Below are 20367 nucleotides of genomic sequence, written 5' to 3'. Positions count from 1 at the left end.
ACGCTACGAGGTAAGAGGGCAAGTTATGATACCCCGCCCGTTTCCGCTTCAAGGAGACGTGAGTGGGAGACTGAGGTGGTTGTTAGAAGAAGGTGATAAAGAACAATAGGGAGTTCCTATCTCTTCAGTTTGATGCCGATGTCATTGATTCCTTGCAGCCTTTCGTCCGGTAGCGTATAGGCCACTTTAAAGAGGTAGGTGCCGGGTTTGCCGATTCGAACGCTTCCTGCGGAGACGGCAGTCTGATAGAGACCTCCCCAGCCGTCACCTTTCCAGATTCCTTCTTTGTCCGCCAGGATTAGCTGTATGGTGTCTGCGGGTGAAGGGATGGAATCTGCGGTGGTGTAGCAGATGGATAGAGGTAGATTCTGATAGGGGTAGTTGCTTCGGTTACGAACTTCCAAAGACAGTTTGTAGTAGGTCAGTGAGTCGGTGACCTTCACGTCGAAAGAGAGCGTGTCTTCGCGCAGCCAGCCTTCGGTGGGAAGGGATTGGAAGGAATGGTATACAGTCTGTTTGTCGCAAGCGCTCAGCAGGCTTGCGACAAACAGTAGTATGATACCTTTCAGGCAGAGATTCCTATTCTTGAGCCGGTTTGTCATTTTGGGCAGGTCTTTCACCTTGAGGTTTGGGCTTATTGTTACGGGGCGGACGACGGTTGTTATTGTTCCGTTGTTGACGTTCGCCTTGTTGCTGTTCACCTTGTTTGGGTGCTTGCCGGTCTTGTTTCTGTCTCGGTTGCCGGTCTTGCCTGGATTGTTCTCTCTGGTTGTTGGATTGCGGAGCACCCTGCTGCTCACCTCCTTGCGGACGACCGTTTCCACTCTTTTTCTTTCTCTTGTTACGGCTGTTGTTGCTGTTCTCGCCACCGTTGCCGTCACTGCCACTCTTGCCTTTCCGGCTGCGGTCAAAGCGGGTGAGGCTCTCTTGTTCCAGCAAGTCCACCGGCTTTTTGGGTTCGGAACGATGGGTTTCTTCTATCAGGCTGTCGGGCTTGATGCCACGTCTGTTCAAACCGATAATCTCGAAGGCGCGTCTGCCGCTGATGGTCACCAGGTTGGCAGGGATGTTCTTGTCGCTCGAGTAGGTTATCTGGTTGCTCAGAATGTCGGCTTTGAAGAAGAAGAACTCGCCGTCTTTGGTTTCCAGGGTAATCTCGCGCGAGGGCAGGCGTTTCTGTGCTTCCACGTAGCAGTCCACTTCGTAGTTGAGGCAGCACTTCAGCTTGGCGCATTGTCCGGCAAGTTTCTGCGGATTCAGTGATATGTCCTGGAAGCGTGCAGCGCTGGTAGATACCGACACGAAGGAGGTCATCCAGGTGGCGCAGCAGAGTTCGCGTCCGCAGGGACCGATGCCACCGATGCGTCCGGCTTCCTGGCGGGCGCCAATCTGTTTCATCTCGATGCGCACGCGGAAGGCGTCGGCAAGGACCTTGATGAGCTGGCGGAAGTCCACACGCTCGTCGGCGATGTAGTAGAAGATGGCTTTGTTGCCGTCTCCCTGGTATTCCACGTCACCAATCTTCATGTTGAGGTTGAGGTCCAGGGCAATCTGGCGCGAGCGTATCATGGTGGCGTGCTCGCGGGCTTTTGCTTCGTTGTACTTCTCCATATCTACGGGCTTCGCCTTGCGGTAGATGCGTTTGATGTCTGCCTCGGACTTGATATTGGCTTTCTTCATTTGCAGCGGCACGAGGCGTCCGGTTAGGGTCACCACGCCGATGTCATGTCCGGGGGTGGCTTCTACGGCTACGATGTCGCCTTTCTCCAGGGGTATCTTGTTGCTGTTGCGGAAATATCCCTTGCGGGTGTTCTTGAACTGAACTTCCACCAGCTCGCTCTCATCGGCATTGCCCGGTATGTCGGCCAGCCAGTCGTAGGTGTTCAGTTGCTTGTCCTGCCTGCCGCAACTCTTGCAGCACAGGCCTCCGCTTCCATTATGTAGTTTAAATTCCATCATCTGTTTATTTACGATTTGACTATTTACTATTTACGATTTGATACTTTGCATTTCATTGTCTTGCCACTTTTCATTGTTTCAATAAAACAATCATTTTGAGGGAGAAGTCGAAGAACACCATGCGGGCGTTCACGTTCTGCTCGATGTGGCGCTGCGCTTCACTCAGTTCGTCCATGATACCCACGACGTTACGCTCGTTGACAAAGGGGGCGAAGCGGGTGGCGAAGTTCTGTTCGGGCAGCGTCATGTAGTTCATCTCCTTGCGGTACAAGTTGTAGATGAAGTTCTCGCGGGTCATACGCTGGCAGTAGTCCAGGAAGTTCTTCTGCCGTTCGCGTCCCATGGCGGCAAGCTGCTCGCTCCATTGTTTCATTTCCCGTATCTTGCGCTGGTAGGAGAGTCGCATCAGGCTGACAAAGAGGTTGAAGAACAGTTCGTTCTCTTCGTTCAGATGGATGGTCTCCAATGCTTTGATAAAGTCTCCGTTTGCCAGGTGGGCTATGGTCTCGCTGTCGCGGGGCTGCACTCCGTACTTCTGCTGCAGGGCTTCGGCTATGTCGGCTTCTTCAATCTTAGGAATGTTGAAGCGCTGCGTGCGGCTGAGGATGGTGGGCAGTATCATTTCCGGAGCTTCGGAGATGAGGAGGAATATCGTTTTCTCGGGTGGCTCTTCCAGCAGTTTCAGCAGCTTGTTGGCGCATACTTCATGCAGCTTTTCGGGTAGCCATACGATGGTGACTTTGTAACCTCCTTCACTGGATTTCAGACTCAGCTTGCGGGTTATCTCGTCGCTTTCTTTGGCATAGATAATAGCTTGTCCGTTTTCGGCATCCATCTCGTTCAGCCAGTGGTTCAGCCCGAAGTAGGGGCTGTTCAGCAACAGGTGCCGCCAGTTGGCGATATAGTCGTCGCAGACTTCCTTTTTCCCTTTGGCGCTCTTGACGATAGGGTATACGAAGTGTACGTCCGGGTGCACCAGCTTATTCCATTTTACGCAGGAGGGACAAGTACCGCAGGCATCGGTTTCCGTCCGGTTGGGACAGCAGATGTAGCGGGCATAGGCAAGTGCCAATGGGAGTTTTCCTACTCCGGCAGGGCCACAGAAGAGTTGTGCGTGGGGGATACGTCCTTCCTGCACTTCTTGTATCAGCCTTTGCTTGGCTGCCTCTTGGCCTATTATGTCCTTGAAACTGAACACGGGTTAATTAGTTATAAGTTATTACTTGTGACACTGCCTATTGTCAATTGTCAACTGTTGATTGTCCATTGTTTAGTAGATTTGTTTGGCTACTTCCTTGATGCTGTCTGTAGCTCCTACCGAGTAGAAGTGGAGGCTTGGGACGCCATGGGCTATCAGCTCTTTGCACTGCTGCACGCACCATTCGATACCCACTTGCTGAGCTTCCGCATCGGTGTTGCACTTCAGAACCTCTTGGGTCAGTTCCTCGGGCAAATCTACTTTGAACGTCTTGGGTATCATGCTGAGTTGTGACAACTTCTTGAAGGGCTTGATGCCCGGGATAATCGGGATGGTGACACCGGCTTGACGGGCACGTTCCACGAAGTCGAAATATTTCCGGTTGTCGTAGAAGAGCTGGGTCACGGCATACTCTGCACCCATTTCCATTTTCTTCTTTAGCCAGTAGATGTCTGTATCCATGTTGGGGGCTTCTTCATGCTTTTCCGGATAGCACGCCACACCGTATGAAAACGGGGTATTGGTAACTTTCATCTCGGAGCCGTCCACAAAAATACCTTTATTGAAGTTGTTGATTTGCTCTTGTAGTTCGACGGCGTGGTGGTAACCGTTGCCCACGGGGATAAAAGAGGATTCGTGCTTTGCCTTGTCGCCACGAAGCACCAGCAGGTCGGTGATGCCGAGGAATTGCAGGTCGAGCAGCACGTACTCCGTCTCTTCGCGGGTGAAGCCGCTGCAAAGGATGTGCGGCACCATGGTGATGTTGTACTTGTTCTGGATGGCAGCAGCTACGGCTACGGTGCCGGGGCGGCGGCGCAGGCGGTTTCGCTGGAACAATCCGTTACCGAGGTCTTTGTACACGTACTCGCTGCGGTGCGTGGTGATGTTGATGTATTTGGGGTCGAATTCCCGTAACGTATCTATGGTTTGATACAGCTTTTCGATGCCCGTACCTTTCAGTGGTGGCAATATTTCAAAGGAAAAAGCTGTTTTTTCGTTACTGTTTATCAAGTCGATTACTCTCATTTCTCTTTCGTTATCTTTGTCCGATTGGCAAAAATCTTGCACATTGGGAACAAAAATACAAAAAAGAAATGAGAAATGTCGAAATTGCCGGCTATTCTTTTATACAACGGATGGAAAGAGCTTTATAGTAGGGCTTGCCGGTGACATGGGCGGCGCTTGATACAAACTCGTCGCTTTCGCCGAGAAAATAAATGGTGCTTTCCGAAAGGGTATGCTTTGTGTAGTCCCAACTCCAGAAGGCGGTCATTTTGTTTGGGCTGTTGTGCCCCTTGTTGTACCACATTCCTACGGGAAAAGCATTGAACCGGGTATAGTTGTTCACGGGAGATACTTCACCGGATACCATTGTCTGCCATTCTCCGGCTTTTAGTATGGAGCTGTCGTTGCCGGTATAACTTTTCAGCTGTTCCCAGTCTGCATCCGATGGTATTTTCCAGCCTTCGGGTGCCAGCTCTCCTGCCAGTATGGCTTCTCCATTGTAAAAATAAATATCATACTTATCCGGCTTGTAATATCCGGCTTTGTCTGTTCCCAAATCAATCTGTTTTTTCAAGGGAGTTCCGTTGCGGTAGGTGGTGGCATGGAGCTCTCCACCCATCCAGTATTGGGCTCCAATCTTGACAATGGGGTATTCGGTAGACACTCCTTTTCTGATGTCTCGAAGGGTGTAGCATGCTACATTCACTTTGATGGCGTTTTCCGGTTTATCCAGAAGTAGCTTATGGTTATTGTCTATATAGAGCTTGTCTATGCCGGTATATTCCCCTTTAGTGTAGGTAAATCCATAGTCGTCTGTATTCCAGCTTATTCTTCCTCCGCAGATGGTGTCTTTACGGTCTGCAAGCTGTAGGATGACTCCATTGCTCAGGTCGGTCTTTTCATTTTCGCCTATGGGATAGGCTATAACGGCTCTGGAAGTCAATGACGCTGATTTGAGATATTCCTTGCAGACTTCTGCAATGGGTATCCCTTCGTGATAAATTCTGTACACATTTGAAAGAGAAAAGGAGAGAGCGGAGATATGTATGGCAGTGTAATCTTCCATATTGTCGGTGTCGATGGGAGGGAGGCTGCTCCATTCCTTGATTTTTCCGGCAAAACTGCTCAGTACGTTGCTGTTGCTCTGCATGGCTGATATGTTAATGATACATTGCGTGCTGCTACTCATTTCCACTTCGGGTATTGCACAACTGTATATACGTCCGCTCCACTCCATAATGAAGGATTGCTTGCCATCATTTATCGTTTGGGGTATGATGATGAATTCCTTGCCGGTAAGTTTGTTGTCTTTGACGCTCCATTCGCCGGAGGCTATGATGTCTTGTGTCCCCGTAAGATTACTGAAAGTCCCGTCTTCCAGATTATAATCGGCCGAGGTCTTGAGCCCGGTTGCGATGATACGCGGATTGGCTTTCAGCAAATCATTGGCAGAGTTGCTTGCGTCGGGTGTCAGAGAGATTGCCAGTTTGGACAGCTTGTGTTGGAACTCCAGGGTTACAGATTTGGTTTTACTGGTGATTCCTTGCGCTTTAGCTACCAAGAAGTCACTTTGTGCGCGGTTTTTCTCATTGCTCTGGTCTATCTGCACAGATACGGGAAGAACGGGTGTACCGGCAGCTACCCCTTCGGTTTGGTAAGGGTGGTAACTGATAAAGTCCAGTGACACATCTCCTTCCGGATAGAATACTGTCTTTTTGGGAACCAGTGTGGAGCCTTCCGTATATTCCAGGGCCAGATTGTCAATATACCGTTTTCCCTTGATGGAGCCGGAGGAAGTGGTTGCAAACAAGCCCATTCTGTCTCCTTTTTCAAAGGCGGTGTTTGTGACCTTGGTACTGGCTTTTTCCATTTTGATAGAGAACGTGATAGGTGTCGTCCCTTCCTCGATTTCCGCTTCTGATTCTTCGTCAATCCGGTTCACACAAGCTGTATTCCCTAAGGACATGCAGCAGAATAAAGAGGCAGCCAAGACTCCTCTTGCAAGAATAAGTTTCTTCATTGTATTATTATTGTGGGGCAACGGTTTTTCCGCTTTCCCAATTATACTCAATGAACCTTGTCTTAAAAATATGGATTTAGCAGAGCTATAACCGGTATGGAAAAGTCTTTTACGCTTTTGGATGCTAATTATCAGTATCACGCTTGATGCCGCAGTGCTTTTTAATCTTATTTTTTAATAACTTTTAATAGGTTTCGGGTACAAATGTAATTAAACGTGTTAAATGAAGAGGGATAAATCGATAAAACTTTTATAATTTATTTATCACACTCTGATTTTTTGCCTAACTTTACACGCTAAAATCGTAGACAGTAATAAGTTAAACCATAGATATAAACTCATGCCTTTAAATTTACCCGATAAACTACCCGCTATCGAGTTGCTGAAAGAGGAGAATATATTTGTCATTGACAATTCCCGGGCAACCCAGCAGGATATCCGTCCGCTGCGTATCGTGATTCTGAACTTGATGCCGCTAAAGATTACAACGGAAACGGACCTGGTGCGTCTGCTTTCCAATACTCCGCTTCAGGTGGAAATCTCGTTCATGAAGATAAAAAGCCATACTTCCAAGAACACTCCGATAGAACACATGAAAACATTTTATACGGATTTCGACAAGATGCGCGGTGAAAAGTACGATGGCATGATTATCACCGGTGCTCCGGTAGAGCAGATGGATTTTGAGGAGGTGACTTATTGGGATGAGATTACTGAAATCTTCGACTGGGCGCGTACGCATGTCACCTCTACGCTCTACATCTGCTGGGCGGCGCAGGCAGGGCTCTATCATCATTATGGAGTGCCGAAGTATGCACTGGATAAGAAGATGTTCGGTATCTTTGAACATCGTACCTTGCAACCGTTGCATCCCATTTTCCGTGGATTTGATGATATGTTCTATGTGCCGCATAGCCGCCACACGGAAGTGCGCCGGGAAGATATACAGAAGGTTCCGGAATTGACGCTGCTTTCCGAGTCGGAGGATGCTGGTGTATATATGGCGGTGGCCCGTGGAGGGCGTGAGTTCTTCGTGACCGGCCATTCGGAATACTCCCCGCTGACATTGGATACAGAGTATCGCCGTGACTTGAATAAGGGCCTGCCCATTGAGATACCCCGTAACTACTATGTGGACGATGACCCGGACAAAGGAGTGCTGGTGCGTTGGCGTGCCCATGCCAATCTGTTGTTCTCCAATTGGCTGAATTATTTTGTATATCAGGAGACGCCGTATAATATTAATGAAATAGGGTGAGTTACTCGTAACTAAACGATGATAAAGCAACGTAAAATAGAGCTGCTGGCTCCTGCCAAGAATTTGGAGTGTGGCATAGAAGCAGTGAATCATGGGGCAGATGCGGTATACATCGGTGCACCCAAGTTCGGTGCGCGTGCGGCTGCTGTCAACTCTTTGGAGGATATTGCCGCTTTGGTGGAGCATGCCCATCTGTATAATGCCCGTATCTATGTGACGGTCAATACCATTCTGAAAGAAGAAGAGCTGAAAGAGACGGAGAGGATGATTTGGGAGCTGTACCGCATCGGTGTGGATGCACTGATTGTACAGGATATGGGGATTACGCGGTTGAATTTGCCGCCCATTCCGTTGCATGGCAGTACGCAGATGGATAACCGTACGCCGGAGAAAGTACGTTTCCTTGCCGATGCCGGTTTCCGTCAGGTGGTGTTGGCACGCGAACTTTCTTTGCAGGAGATACGCGGTATCCATGAGGCGTGTCCCGACGTGCCGCTCGAAGTCTTTGTACACGGGGCTCTTTGCGTCAGTTATAGCGGGCAGTGCTATGTCAGCCAGGCTTGTTTCGGACGGAGTGCCAACCGGGGGGAATGTGCGCAATTCTGCCGTTTACCCTTCAGTCTGGTAGATGCCGATGGCAAGACCATTGTGCGTAATAAGCATCTGCTTTCTTTGAAGGACCTCAACCAAAGCGAGGTGTTGGAAGAACTGCTGGATGCCGGAGCCACTTCGCTGAAGATAGAAGGCCGCTTGAAGGATGTGAACTATGTGAAGAATGTGACGGCGGCTTACCGTAGGAAGCTCGATGCCATTTTTGCCCGTCGCAAGGAATATGCCCGTGCTTCTTCGGGCACCTGCCGTTTCGATTTCCAGCCACAGTTGGACAAGAGTTTCAGCCGCGGTTTCACCCATTATTTCCTGCAAGGAAGGGGAGGGGAGATCACTTCGTTCGATACGCCCAAATCTTTGGGAGAGGAGATGGGCACTTTGAAGGAACAGCGCGGGGGATATCTCACGGTGGCAGGCGTAAAGCCTTTCCACAACGGAGACGGTGTCTGTTTTCTTGATGAGCAGGGACGTTTGCAAGGTTTCCGCATCAACCGGGTGGATGGTAACAAACTCTATCCGGCAGGGGAAGTGCCTCGTATCAAACCCCGTACCCGACTTTATCGTAACTTCGACCAGGAGTTTGAACGTATTCTTACCCGCAAATCCTCCGAACGTAAAATCGGTGTTTGTTGGGAGTTGTCAGATACTTCTTTCGGGTTTAGCCTGACGGCTGCGGACGAGGATGATAACCGCGTGACGCTCTCTTTCCCTTATCCGAAAGAGTTGGCACGTACACCGCAGGTGGATAATCTGCGTAATCAGCTGGGTAAGTTGGGGAATACTCCTTTTGAGATAGCAGGATATTTGTCTGAAGATGCTTCGGGCATCAGGCTCAATCTTTCTGCTAACTGGTTCCTTCCTGCTTCTGCGGTGGCGGACTGGCGCCGGCAGGTGATAGATAAGCTGATTGCGGCTCGGCGTGTTACTTATCGTCGTGAGCTGGCTGTTTGGAAACCGACCAGCCATGCTTTCCCGGCTACTTCGCTGACCTATCTGGGTAATGTGATGAACGGTGCTGCCCGGAGTTTCTACCGTGAGCACGGGTTGTCGTCCATAGCACCTGCTTACGAGGCACAAGCGGTTCCGGATGCTGTACTCATGTTCTGCAAACATTGCCTGCGTTTCAGTATGGGATGGTGTCCCACCTATCAGAAAGGACATTCTCCTTATAGGGAACCTTATTATTTGGTTGGGACGGACGGCAAGCGTTTCCGCTTGTCTTTTGATTGCAAGAATTGCCAGATGAAAGTCATTGCTCATGAAGAGCCGCTTTAATGAAGGATGAAGAATGAGGAATTACTAATAAAGACTTGAAAATGAGGAGTGAGGAACGGGCACATAATGAAAGGCTGGCAAATGACCGGTACCGGGAAGCGGGCAGGGACAAACATCCTTTGCGTTCACTGCGTTCCCTCCTATTCTGCATTCTTTATTTTTCATGCTTCATTGCTTTAGTTTCCTGCCATTATTCCCGTCCTAATCTTGAAGATGAACATCTGTCTAAGGAGACGCGTGATTCGCTGGCCTATCTTTTTGAGCGGCATTATACTTGGAATACCAATCTGGAAGTGCTGGCAGATTCTGTGAATTTGGCTTGTCTGCCCGTGAAGGACTGCTATAATATGCTTTATCGGGGAGACCGCGTGGTGGTTGCCGAGTTCGCCATCCATCCTGCCGACAGTGTGGATAGTGTATGGGTGAAGCTTGCCCATTCGCAGGAAGTGCAGGGTTGGTTGCGGGAGTCCGAAATGATGCATGCCTTTGTTCCTACAGACAGCATTTCGCAGGCCATCTACTTGTTCAGTGATACCCATGCCTCTTATTTTATCATTATTTTTGCCTTGTTTGTGGCAGTCTGGCTGTTCCGGGCTTTTCGACGCAAGCAGTTGAGGATGGTGTACTTTAATGATATAGACAGTCTCTATCCGTTGTTGCTATGTCTGCTGATGGCGTTCTGTGCCACTATTTACGAATCTATACAAGTGTTTGCACCGGAGACGTGGCAACACTTCTATTTTAATCCTACCTTGTCGCCGTTCAAGGTACCGCTTGTGCTTTCTGCTTTTCTGATGGGTATCTGGCTGTTTATAGTGGTGTTGCTGGCGGTACTCGACGATTTGTTTCGCCAGTTAAGTCCGGCGGCGGCCGTATTCTATCTGTTGGGGCTGGCCTCCTGCTGCATCTTCTGTTATTTCTTCTTTATCCTGACTACATCTATCTACGTCGGATACTTGTTTTTGACCGCTTTTGTATGGGTATTCCTCAAAAGGCTTCGCATTTCGCTGCTGGCTTCACGCTATCGTTGCGGCAGATGCGGGCAGAAACTGAGGGAGAAGGGAGTCTGCCCACATTGCGGAGCTATCAATGAATAAAAAAGCTTTGTAACTTTTCCATATTCAGTAGGAAAATGTAACTTTGTAGTTGAACTTTTAAAAGGAGGAATTGATTATGAGTAGTTTGGAGTTGGAAGCCGGAAAATTGGAGTTGATTCGTGAGATAGTCAATATCAATAGCAGTACTGCATTGGAGAGCCTCAGAAAATATATGAAGGAGGTTTTGAATAAGAATAGTCATTCCATTCCGACAGCGGCAGATAGCAAATTGCTGACTAAGCGTATGCTTGCAAAGTATGCCGGTAGTTGGAAGGACAATCGTGATTCTGATGAAATCAATGATGATATATATGCATCACGCCTTTCTCGAAAAGAAGAAAACTTTAGCCCCTTTGACGAATGAAACGATATTTGCTTGATCTAATATTTGTGTTCACTTCATGCGTCAGAAATTTGGAGTAGACGAACATATTGAAAAGGTGGGCTGGGAACATTGTTGCATTTCGGAGGTTACGGTAGCAGAGTTGTTGTTCGGTGCAGAGCGAAGTAATAATGTGGAGAGAAACTTGCAGCTTGTTACTGATTTCTGCCAAGATATCAAGGTAATACCTTTGTCCTCGGCTTTATGTTGTTATGCCCGGAGTAAGGCTGCCTTATATAGTCAAGAAACTCCCATTGAGGATTTGGACTTATTTATAGGATGTACAGCGGTGGCTAACCAAATGATAATGGTTACTGAAAACAAGAAACATCTGGAAAGAATACCTAATATTGAAATTGAAAACTGGGTACATAGAGGATAACTTCTCCTCTGTCAGATAGAAACATAGAAACGGTCGTTCGGGTATGCAATGTGTAAGTACCCGAACGACCGTTTCTATTTTCCTTTACTTTCGGAGGGACAAAGCTCTCCAATCAGAACCTGCACCTCAACTCTATTCCCGCCTGCACAGGCCGTCCTTTCTGCATAAATCCGTTCCCCATACTCTCAAAATAGAACGAAGCATACTCTTTGTCCAGTGCATTGCGCACCCAGAAATCAATCTGTCCATGTCCTTTCTGGAAGCTGATACGTCCGTTCAGCGTGCCGTAGAAGGCTTGGCTCACGGTATTCTTCTCGGTCCAGTAGATGCGCCCGGCACCGGTGTAGTTAGCGTTCAGCTGGATGCGGTCCAGCCAGTGCCCCGGACGGATGCGGAAGATGTACTGACCGCCCACGTTCATGGTATGCTTGGGAACAAAGGGTACGTACTTGCCGTTGTAGCTGATTTCCTGAAGCTCCCCATTCACTTTCTCGTTGGTGATGTAATCCTTAAAGGTGGCATAGGTATAACCATAACTTGCATTCAGCGTGAAGTCCGTAGCAACGGCAGCCGTTAAGGCAACCTCTGCCCCCTGGCTGCGGCTTTTGCCGGCATTTGCCGTTTCGCGTCCCAGTCCGCTTGGGGCGAAGCGTGAAATCTGCTGGTCGCGGGTTTCCAGCCAGAAGATGGCGGCGTCGGCATGCAGACGTCCGTCCAGCAGATTCAAGTGTGTTCCTATTTCGTAGTTCCAGGTCTGTTCGGGCTTGTAGACGGTGGCGGATTTTGCATCCGGATTCTCTCCCGCATCGGGGAAGTATTTGCCCACCAGCTCTTTGTAGGCATCCGGCACGTTGGGCATAATCGCCTCTTTGCTTTGCCGCATCATGTCATTCTTCAAACTGGATTGCAGCAAGTCGGAGAACATCTGCACGTTGTAGCCTCCCGAACGGTAACCTTTGCTGACCGTAGCGTAAACATTTCCTCTGTTTCGCGCAAAGTCATACTGCAAAGCAAACTTGGGCAACAGCTGAAGATAATCCTTATCAATGTTTCCTTGGTAGCGCGACTCTACGGTCAGTGCCGTCTCCGGCATCATCTCCATTTCGCGGATGACGACGTCGCCCCGCTTCATTTCTCCCTTGATGCCCACCTTGTAGTCCAGGCTGGTGCCGGAGTTGTAATCCATCTTCATACGCTCATAATCCAGGCGTAACCCGGCAGTGAACGACACTCCTTTCAGCCCGAATAAATCTCTGAAGGTGGATTGATGAAAGAGTGCCCCATTCAGCAGCGGAGTGTCGAAACTGCCCCCGATGGGCATGGTCTGGCTGCTGATGCCCAGTGAGGGCAGGATATTCATGCTCATGGATGGTCCCATCTCTACTTGTATTTGCGATGGGATGACACTGCCCAACATCTGGTTCAGCATCCCCATTCCGGCTTCCCTGAAAGTGACGGGAGCTTCCGTATTCAGCCATTGGTAGAAGCCGAAGGCGCCGGTGGTCCATTGCCAGCGGCTGCCGCTTTTACTCTTCAAGATGATTTCCTCGCTCAGTGCGTGGGAGCGTTGTTTCTGTTGCAGGGTATAGATGTCGTTGGCGGTGAAGTCCTGGTCTATGTCCATGCAGTCCTTTAGAAACTGGTAGCCGGTGACCATGCTCAACGTGAAGTGCTGTGCCTGGTATTCCAGGTTCAGACCCGTGTTCAGCAGGTTGCGGTAGTAGTTGCTACGGGCGTTATTGGAGATTTTTCCGATGTAGGGCTTCAGCGGCTCGCTCTGTGCTTCGGGAGCCAGGCTGCCTTGATAGAAGTATGGGTAGCCACCCTGGTCGCTGTATTCGTAGTTGATGTTTAGGTCCACCTTCCAGTTGTCCGAGGGGAGGTAGATGGCGCGGATGCGTCCGCCTGCCGATTGCCCCTTGTCCGCTTTCTCGTCCCTCACCGTGTTGCGGAAGAATCCTCCTTGATAATCGTAAAAACCTCCGGTGGAAAAGGCGAACCGTTCCGAAAGGCGGTGATAGTGGGTCAGCGAGGTATTATAGGCATTGTACGTACCTGCCCCCATGCGGAAGTCCGTCCCCTGGTAGGAGAAGGGCGATTTGGTGTGCACCTTAATCAATCCGCCCATGGCATTGCGCCCGTAGAGCGTGCCCTGCGGACCGCGTAGCACGTCGATGCGCTCTACGTCGGCATAGCTGAAGTCGAAGGCTGACTTGTCTATATAAGGTATATTGTCTACATAAAGTCCTACGGAGGGAGTGTTGATGCGCGAGCCGATGCCGCGGATATAGACTGCCGAAGTCAGTCGCGAGCCGTAGTCGGGGATAAACATATTGGGCACTACGGATGTCAGATTCTTGATGGAGTTCACCTGTGCGTTCTGCATGTCCTGCTGCGAAAGCAGGGTGACGGCGGCGGGCTGCTCGCGCAGTTTCCGGTTTTCTTTGGGGGCGGCGATGACGGTTATTTCCTCTACATCCACCACTTTCAAGGTGTCTGCCTCTTCGGCAAGTACGTTGCCGGTTGCCAGGAGGCAGAAGATACCGGCTAAGATTCTATATCTGTTCATAAACTGTTTTTTTAAGCACCTGCAAAGTAAAGGGATTCTTGCGGAAGGGACAATCCTCATTTATTAGGATTTCGTTCCTGGAGTGCTAATCTTAAATCGTTCCATCATGCGAAAAATATCGTTCCTCCGTGGGGTAAAAATCGTTCCACCATGGTGGAACGATTTTTACCCCACGGAGGAACGATATTTTTCGCATGATGGAACGATTTAAGATTAGCACTCCAGGAACGAAATCCTAATAAATGAGGATTGTCCCTTCCGCAAGAATCCCTTTACTTTGCAGGTGCTTAAAAAAACAGTTTATGAACAGATATAGAATCTTAGCCGGTATCTTCTGCCTCCTGGCAACCGGCAACGTACTTGCCGAAGAGGCAGACACCTTGAAAGTGGTGGATGTAGAGGAAATAACCGTCATCGCCGCCCCCAAAGAAAACCGGAAACTGCGCGAGCAGCCCGCCGCCGTCACCCTGCTTTCGCAGCAGGACATGCAGAACGCACAGGTGAACTCCATCAAGAATCTGACATCCGTAGTGCCCAATATGTTTATCCCCGACTACGGCTCGCGACTGACTTCGGCAGTCTATATCCGCGGCATCGGCTCGCGCATCAACACTCCCTCCGTAGGACTTTATGTAGACAATATACCTTATATAGACAAGTCAGCCTTCGACTTCAGCTATGCCGACGTAGAGCGCATCGACGTGCTACGCGGTCCGCAGGGCACGCTCTACGGGCGCAATGCCATGGGCGGATTGATTAAGGTGCACACCAAATCGCCCTTCTCCTACCAGGGGACGGACTTCCGCATGGGGGCAGGTACGTACAATGCCTATAATACCTCGCTGACCCACTATCACCGCCTTTCGGAACGGTTCGCCTTTTCCACCGGAGGTTTTTACGATTATCAAGGAGGATTCTTCCGCAACACGGTGAGGGACGAGAAAGCGGACAAGGGGCAATCGGCAGGCGGACGCATCCGCGCCATCTACCTCCCCTCGGACAACTGGAAGGTGGACCTAAACATCAACTACGAATACAGCGACCAGGGTGGCTACCCATACTTCTATCAAGGCAGCCTGGCTCCCGAAGCACAGAGCGAGCCGCTGAAGCCCTACATCGGAAAAATCTCCAATAACGCCCGTAGCAACTACTACCGCAACCTGCTGAACACGGGTCTGAACCTGGAATACCAGGCACAGCACTTCACGTTGAGCATGGTCACCGGCTACCAGTTTCTAAAGGACTGCATGGACATAGACCAGGACTTCACCGCCAACGACATCTATACCCTGCAACAGAAACAACGCTCCCACGCACTGAGCGAGGAAATCATCTTGAAGAGTAAAAGCGGCAGCCGCTGGCAATGGACCACCGGCGCCTTCGGCTTCTACCAATGGCTGAATACGGAAGCTCCCGTCACTTTCAGGGAAGCCGGAATGGGGATGCTGAACCAGATGTTGGGCAGTGTCATCCCATCGCAAATACAAGTAGAGATGGGACCATCCATGAGCATGAATATCCTGCCCTCACTGGGCATCAGCAGCCAGACCATGCCCATCGGGGGCAGTTTCGACACTCCGCTGCTGAATGGGGCACTCTTTCATCAATCCACCTTCAGAGATTTATTCGGGCTGAAAGGAGTGTCGTTCACTGCCGGGTTACGCCTGGATTATGAGCGTATGAAGATGGATTACAACTCCGGCACCAGCCTGGACTACAAGGTGGGCATCAAGGGAGAAATGAAGCGGGGCGACGTCGTCATCCGCGAAATGGAGATGATGCCGGAGACGGCACTGACCGTAGAGTCGCGCTACCAAGGAAACATTGATAAGGATTATCTTCAGCTGTTGCCCAAGTTTGCTTTGCAGTATGACTTTGCGCGAAACAGAGGAAATGTTTACGCTACGGTCAGCAAAGGTTACCGTTCGGGAGGCTACAACGTGCAGATGTTCTCCGACTTGCTGCAATCCAGTTTGAAGAATGACATGATGCGGCAAAGCAAAGAGGCGATTATGCCCAACGTGCCGGATGCCTACAAAGAGCTGGTGGGCAAATACTTCCCCGATGCGGGAGAGAATCCGGATGCAAAATCCGCCACCGTCTACAAGCCCGAACAGACCTGGAACTACGAAATAGGAACACACTTGAATCTGCTGGACGGACGTCTGCATGCCGACGCCGCCATCTTCTGGCTGGAAACCCGCGACCAGCAGATTTCACGCTTCGCCCCAAGCGGACTGGGACGCGAAACGGCAAATGCCGGCAAAAGCCGCAGCCAGGGGGCAGAGGTTGCCTTAACGGCTGCCGTTGCTACGGACTTCACGCTGAATGCAAGTTATGGTTATACCTATGCCACCTTTAAGGATTACATCACCAACGAGAAAGTGAATGGGGAGCTTCAGGAAATCAGCTACAACGGCAAGTACGTACCCTTTGTTCCCAAGCATACCATGAACGTGGGCGGTCAGTACATCTTCCGCATCCGTCCGGGGCACTGGCTGGACCGCATCCAGCTGAACGCTAACTACACCGGTGCCGGGCGCATCTACTGGACCGAGAAGAATACCGTGAGCCAAGCCTTCTACGGCACGCTGAACGGACGTATCAGCTTCCAGAAAGGACATGGACAGATTGATTTCTGGGTGCGCAATGCACTGGACAAAGAGTATGCTTCGTTCTATTTTGAGAGTATGGGGAACGGATTTATGCAGAAAGGACGGCCTGTGCAGGCGGGAATAGAGTTGAGGTGCAGGTTCTGATTGGAGAGCTTTGTCCCTCCGAAAGTAAAGGAAAATAGAAACGGTCGTTCGGGTACTTACACATTGCATACCCGAACGACCGTTTCTATGTTTCTATCTGACAGAGGAGAAGTTATCCTCTATGTACCCAGTTTTCAATTTCAATATTAGGTATTCTTTCCAGATGTTTCTTGTTTTCAGTAACCATTATCATTTGGTTAGCCACCGCTGTACATCCTATAAATAAGTCCAAATCCTCAATGGGAGTTTCTTGACTATATAAGGCAGCCTTACTCCGGGCATAACAACATAAAGCCGAGGACAAAGGTATTACCTTGATATCTTGGCAGAAATCAGTAACAAGCTGCAAGTTTCTCTCCACATTATTACTTCGCTCTGCACCGAACAACAACTCTGCTACCGTAACCTCCGAAATGCAACAATGTTCCCAGCCCACCTTTTCAATATGTTCGTCTACTCCAAATTTCTGACGCATGAAGTGAACACAAATATTAGATCAAGCAAATATCGTTTCATTCGTCAAAGGGGCTAAAGTTTTCTTCTTTTCGAGAAAGGCGTGATGCATATATATCATCATTGATTTCATCAGAATCACGATTGTCCTTCCAACTACCGGCATACTTTGCAAGCATACGCTTAGTCAGCAATTTGCTATCTGCCGCTGTCGGAATGGAATGACTATTCTTATTCAAAACCTCCTTCATATATTTTCTGAGGCTCTCCAATGCAGTACTGCTATTGATATTGACTATCTCACGAATCAACTCCAATTTTCCGGCTTCCAACTCCAAACTACTCATAATCAATTCCTCCTTTTAAAAGTTCAACTACAAAGTTACATTTTCCTACTGAATATGGAAAAGTTACAAAGCTTTTTTATTCATTGATAGCTCCGCAATGTGGGCAGACTCCCTTCTCCCTCAGTTTCTGCCCGCATCTGCCGCAACGATAGCGTGAAGCCAGCAGCGAAATGCGAAGCCTTTTGAGGAATACCCATACAAAAGCGGTCAAAAACAAGTATCCGACGTAGATAGATGTAGTCAGGATAAAGAAGAAATAACAGAAGATGCAGCAGGAGGCCAGCCCCAACAGATAGAATACGGCCGCCGCCGGACTTAACTGGCGAAACAAATCGTCGAGTACCGCCAGCAACACCACTATAAACAGCCAGATACCCATCAGAAAAGCAGAAAGCACAAGCGGTACCTTGAACGGCGACAAGGTAGGATTAAAATAGAAGTGTTGCCACGTCTCCGGTGCAAACACTTGTATAGATTCGTAAATAGTGGCACAGAACGCCATCAGCAGACATAGCAACAACGGATAGAGACTGTCTATATCATTAAAGTACACCATCCTCAACTGCTTGCGTCGAAAAGCCCGGAACAGCCAGACTGCCACAAACAAGGCAAAAATAATGATAAAATAAGAGGCATGGGTATCACTGAACAAGTAGATGGCCTGCGAAATGCTGTCTGTAGGAACAAAGGCATGCATCATTTCGGACTCCCGCAACCAACCCTGCACTTCCTGCGAATGGGCAAGCTTCACCCATACACTATCCACACTGTCGGCAGGATGGATGGCGAACTCGGCAACCACCACGCGGTCTCCCCGATAAAGCATATTATAGCAGTCCTTCACGGGCAGACAAGCCAAATTCACAGAATCTGCCAGCACTTCCAGATTGGTATTCCAAGTATAATGCCGCTCAAAAAGATAGGCCAGCGAATCACGCGTCTCCTTAGACAGATGTTCATCTTCAAGATTAGGACGGGAATAATGGCAGGAAACTAAAGCAATGAAGCATGAAAAATAAAGAATGCAGAATAGGAGGGAACGCAGTGAACGCAAAGGATGTTTGTCCCTGCCCGCTTCCCGGTACCGGTCATTTGCCAGCCTTTCATTATGTGCCCGTTCCTCACTCCTCATTTTCAAGTCTTTATTAGTAATTCCTCATTCTTCATCCTTCATTAAAGCGGCTCTTCATGAGCAATGACTTTCATCTGGCAATTCTTGCAATCAAAAGACAAGCGGAAACGCTTGCCGTCCGTCCCAACCAAATAATAAGGTTCCCTATAAGGAGAATGTCCTTTCTGATAGGTGGGACACCATCCCATACTGAAACGCAGGCAATGTTTGCAGAACATGAGTACAGCATCCGGAACCGCTTGTGCCTCGTAAGCAGGTGCTATGGACGACAACCCGTGCTCACGGTAGAAACTCCGGGCAGCACCGTTCATCACATTACCCAGATAGGTCAGCGAAGTAGCCGGGAAAGCATGGCTGGTCGGTTTCCAAACAGCCAGCTCACGACGATAAGTAACACGCCGAGCCGCAATCAGCTTATCTATCACCTGCCGGCGCCAGTCCGCCACCGCAGAAGCAGGAAGGAACCAGTTAGCAGAAAGATTGAGCCTGATGCCCGAAGCATCTTCAGACAAATATCCTGCTATCTCAAAAGGAGTATTCCCCAACTTACCCAGCTGATTACGCAGATTATCCACCTGCGGTGTACGTGCCAACTCTTTCGGATAAGGGAAAGAGAGCGTCACGCGGTTATCATCCTCGTCCGCAGCCGTCAGGCTAAACCCGAAAGAAGTATCTGACAACTCCCAACAAACACCGATTTTACGTTCGGAGGATTTGCGGGTAAGAATACGTTCAAACTCCTGGTCGAAGTTACGATAAAGTCGGGTACGGGGTTTGATACGAGGCACTTCCCCTGCCGGATAGAGTTTGTTACCATCCACCCGGTTGATGCGGAAACCTTGCAAACGTCCCTGCTCATCAAGAAAACAGACACCGTCTCCGTTGTGGAAAGGCTTTACGCCTGCCACCGTGAGATATCCCCCGCGCTGTTCCTTCAAAGTGCCCATCTCCTCTCCCAAAGATTTGGGCGTATCGAACGAAGTGATCTCCCCTCCCCTTCCTTGCAGGAAATAATGGGTGAAACCGCGGCTGAAACTCTTGTCCAACTGTGGCTGGAAATCGAAACGGCAGGTGCCCGAAGAAGCACGGGCATATTCCTTGCGACGGGCAAAAATGGCATCGAGCTTCCTACGGTAAGCCGCCGTCACATTCTTCACATAGTTCACATCCTTCAAGCGGCCTTCTATCTTCAGCGAAGTGGCTCCGGCATCCAGCAGTTCTTCCAACACCTCGCTTTGGTTGAGGTCCTTCAAAGAAAGCAGATGCTTATTACGCACAATGGTCTTGCCATCGGCATCTACCAGACTGAAGGGTAAACGGCAGAATTGCGCACATTCCCCCCGGTTGGCACTCCGTCCGAAACAAGCCTGGCTGACATAGCACTGCCCGCTATAACTGACGCAAAGAGCCCCGTGTACAAAGACTTCGAGCGGCACGTCGGGACACGCCTCATGGATACCGCGTATCTCCTGCAAAGAAAGTTCGCGTGCCAACACCACCTGACGGAAACCGGCATCGGCAAGGAAACGTACTTTCTCCGGCGTACGGTTATCCATCTGCGTACTGCCATGCAACGGAATGGGCGGCAAATTCAACCGCGTAATCCCCATATCCTGTACAATCAGTGCATCCACACCGATGCGGTACAGCTCCCAAATCATCCTCTCCGTCTCTTTCAGCTCTTCTTCTTTCAGAATGGTATTGACCGTCACATAGATACGGGCATTATACAGATGGGCATGCTCCACCAAAGCGGCAATATCCTCCAAAGAGTTGACAGCAGCCGCACGCGCACCGAACTTGGGTGCACCGATGTATACCGCATCTGCCCCATGATTCACTGCTTCTATGCCACACTCCAAATTCTTGGCAGGAGCCAGCAGCTCTATTTTACGTTGCTTTATCATCGTTTAGTTACGAGT

The 20367-nt window shown here is 49.6% G+C and carries 16 protein-coding genes; 6 read left to right on the top strand and 10 right to left on the bottom strand.

All coding sequences use genetic code 11. The features are described 5' to 3' along the window. Nucleotides 1-116: 116 nt before the first annotated feature. The 5 genes from DW947_RS18730 to DW947_RS18710 all read right to left on the bottom strand — a co-directional run bounded on the left by DW947_RS18730 (nt 117) and on the right by DW947_RS18710 (nt 6182). The gene (locus DW947_RS18730) at nt 117-602 is read right to left on the bottom strand and encodes a gliding motility lipoprotein GldH (protein WP_117963526.1); all 486 of its coding nucleotides are present in this window, start codon (nt 600-602) and stop codon (nt 117-119) included. Continuing rightward, on the bottom strand, nt 580-1956 hold the full coding sequence (gene ricT / locus DW947_RS18725) for a regulatory iron-sulfur-containing complex subunit RicT (RefSeq protein ID WP_171029046.1): 1377 nt from the start codon (nt 1954-1956) through the stop codon (nt 580-582). Before ricT ends, DW947_RS18730 begins: the two co-directional genes overlap by 23 nt. Nucleotides 1957-2029: 73 nt before the next feature. Continuing rightward, on the bottom strand, nt 2030-3157 hold the full coding sequence (holB, locus tag DW947_RS18720; RefSeq protein WP_117963524.1) for a DNA polymerase III subunit delta': 1128 nt from the start codon (nt 3155-3157) through the stop codon (nt 2030-2032). A gap of 72 nt (nt 3158-3229) precedes the next feature. Further along, nucleotides 3230-4183, bottom strand: coding sequence for a methylenetetrahydrofolate reductase [NAD(P)H] (gene metF, locus DW947_RS18715; protein ID WP_016274213.1), 954 nt, complete (start codon nt 4181-4183; stop codon nt 3230-3232). A gap of 91 nt (nt 4184-4274) precedes the next feature. Continuing rightward, on the bottom strand, nt 4275-6182 hold the full coding sequence (locus DW947_RS18710; RefSeq protein ID WP_117963523.1) for a fimbrillin family protein: 1908 nt from the start codon (nt 6180-6182) through the stop codon (nt 4275-4277). Nucleotides 6183-6522: 340 nt separating this feature from the next. On the opposite strand from DW947_RS18710, the gene metA reads away from it, so the two are divergent. From metA to DW947_RS18685, 5 genes are all read left to right on the top strand, one after another. After that, entirely contained in the window at nt 6523-7440 is a 918-nt protein-coding gene (gene metA / locus DW947_RS18705; RefSeq protein ID WP_005828529.1) for a homoserine O-succinyltransferase, read from the top strand. An 18-nt stretch (nt 7441-7458) separates the two neighbouring features. After that, the gene (locus tag DW947_RS18700; RefSeq protein WP_118931137.1) at nt 7459-9324 is read left to right on the top strand and encodes a peptidase U32 family protein; all 1866 of its coding nucleotides are present in this window, start codon (nt 7459-7461) and stop codon (nt 9322-9324) included. Nucleotides 9325-9365: 41 nt separating this feature from the next. Further along, on the top strand, nt 9366-10421 hold the full coding sequence (locus DW947_RS18695) for a hypothetical protein (RefSeq protein ID WP_005828525.1): 1056 nt from the start codon (nt 9366-9368) through the stop codon (nt 10419-10421). 76 nt (nt 10422-10497) lie between these two features. Next, nucleotides 10498-10785, top strand: a complete 288-nt coding sequence (locus tag DW947_RS18690) for a hypothetical protein (RefSeq protein ID WP_005828523.1) — start codon at nt 10498-10500, stop codon at nt 10783-10785. Nucleotides 10786-10822: 37 nt separating this feature from the next. Further along, nucleotides 10823-11185, top strand: coding sequence for a type II toxin-antitoxin system VapC family toxin (locus DW947_RS18685; RefSeq protein WP_044468412.1), 363 nt, complete (start codon nt 10823-10825; stop codon nt 11183-11185). A gap of 112 nt (nt 11186-11297) precedes the next feature. Here DW947_RS18685 and DW947_RS18680 read toward each other — a convergent pair whose 3' ends face one another. Further along, nucleotides 11298-13754 (bottom strand): TonB-dependent receptor, encoded by a 2457-nt coding sequence (locus DW947_RS18680; RefSeq protein ID WP_117963742.1) that lies wholly within the window; start codon nt 13752-13754, stop codon nt 11298-11300. Between the two features lie 302 nt (nt 13755-14056). On the opposite strand from DW947_RS18680, the gene DW947_RS18675 reads away from it, so the two are divergent. Next, nucleotides 14057-16513 carry a TonB-dependent receptor gene (locus DW947_RS18675; RefSeq protein WP_117963742.1) on the top strand — a complete coding sequence of 819 codons (2457 nt, stop codon included), beginning with the start codon at nt 14057-14059 and terminating at the stop codon, nt 16511-16513. Nucleotides 16514-16625: 112 nt separating this feature from the next. On the opposite strand, the gene DW947_RS18670 is transcribed toward DW947_RS18675, so the two are convergent. From DW947_RS18670 to DW947_RS18655, 4 genes are all read right to left on the bottom strand, one after another. Then, nucleotides 16626-16988, bottom strand: coding sequence for a type II toxin-antitoxin system VapC family toxin (locus DW947_RS18670; RefSeq protein ID WP_044468412.1), 363 nt, complete (start codon nt 16986-16988; stop codon nt 16626-16628). Nucleotides 16989-17025: 37 nt separating this feature from the next. After that, on the bottom strand, nt 17026-17313 hold the full coding sequence (locus DW947_RS18665) for a hypothetical protein (RefSeq protein WP_005828523.1): 288 nt from the start codon (nt 17311-17313) through the stop codon (nt 17026-17028). 76 nt (nt 17314-17389) lie between these two features. Further along, on the bottom strand, nt 17390-18445 hold the full coding sequence (locus DW947_RS18660) for a hypothetical protein (RefSeq protein ID WP_005828525.1): 1056 nt from the start codon (nt 18443-18445) through the stop codon (nt 17390-17392). A gap of 41 nt (nt 18446-18486) precedes the next feature. Next, the gene (locus DW947_RS18655; RefSeq protein WP_118931137.1) at nt 18487-20352 is read right to left on the bottom strand and encodes a peptidase U32 family protein; all 1866 of its coding nucleotides are present in this window, start codon (nt 20350-20352) and stop codon (nt 18487-18489) included. Between the last annotated feature and the right edge of the window lie 15 nt (nt 20353-20367).

The sequence above is a fragment of the Bacteroides sp. AM44-19 genome (assembly GCF_003603395.1).
Taxonomy (GTDB): domain Bacteria; phylum Bacteroidota; class Bacteroidia; order Bacteroidales; family Bacteroidaceae; genus Bacteroides; species Bacteroides uniformis.
Note: the sequence above shows the minus strand (reverse complement) of the source record. Positions and strands in the feature narration are given on the sequence as shown.

Excerpts from the sequence above, each read along its gene's own strand:
- DW947_RS18730 (WP_117963526.1), bottom strand. The coding sequence starts at position 602 with ATGACAAACCGGCTCAAGAATAGGAATCTCTGCCTGAAAGGTATCATA.
- ricT (WP_171029046.1), bottom strand. The coding sequence starts at position 1,956 with ATGGAATTTAAACTACATAATGGAAGCGGAGGCCTGTGCTGCAAGAGT.
- metF (WP_016274213.1), bottom strand. The coding sequence starts at position 4,183 with ATGAGAGTAATCGACTTGATAAACAGTAACGAAAAAACAGCTTTTTCC.
- DW947_RS18710 (WP_117963523.1), bottom strand. The coding sequence starts at position 6,182 with ATGAAGAAACTTATTCTTGCAAGAGGAGTCTTGGCTGCCTCTTTATTC.
- metA (WP_005828529.1), top strand. The coding sequence starts at position 6,523 with ATGCCTTTAAATTTACCCGATAAACTACCCGCTATCGAGTTGCTGAAA.
- DW947_RS18700 (WP_118931137.1), top strand. The coding sequence starts at position 7,459 with ATGATAAAGCAACGTAAAATAGAGCTGCTGGCTCCTGCCAAGAATTTG.
- DW947_RS18695 (WP_005828525.1), top strand. The coding sequence starts at position 9,366 with ATGAGGAGTGAGGAACGGGCACATAATGAAAGGCTGGCAAATGACCGG.
- DW947_RS18690 (WP_005828523.1), top strand. The coding sequence starts at position 10,498 with ATGAGTAGTTTGGAGTTGGAAGCCGGAAAATTGGAGTTGATTCGTGAG.
- DW947_RS18685 (WP_044468412.1), top strand. The coding sequence starts at position 10,823 with ATGCGTCAGAAATTTGGAGTAGACGAACATATTGAAAAGGTGGGCTGG.
- DW947_RS18680 (WP_117963742.1), bottom strand. The coding sequence starts at position 13,754 with ATGAACAGATATAGAATCTTAGCCGGTATCTTCTGCCTCCTGGCAACC.
- DW947_RS18675 (WP_117963742.1), top strand. The coding sequence starts at position 14,057 with ATGAACAGATATAGAATCTTAGCCGGTATCTTCTGCCTCCTGGCAACC.
- DW947_RS18670 (WP_044468412.1), bottom strand. The coding sequence starts at position 16,988 with ATGCGTCAGAAATTTGGAGTAGACGAACATATTGAAAAGGTGGGCTGG.
- DW947_RS18665 (WP_005828523.1), bottom strand. The coding sequence starts at position 17,313 with ATGAGTAGTTTGGAGTTGGAAGCCGGAAAATTGGAGTTGATTCGTGAG.
- DW947_RS18660 (WP_005828525.1), bottom strand. The coding sequence starts at position 18,445 with ATGAGGAGTGAGGAACGGGCACATAATGAAAGGCTGGCAAATGACCGG.
- DW947_RS18655 (WP_118931137.1), bottom strand. The coding sequence starts at position 20,352 with ATGATAAAGCAACGTAAAATAGAGCTGCTGGCTCCTGCCAAGAATTTG.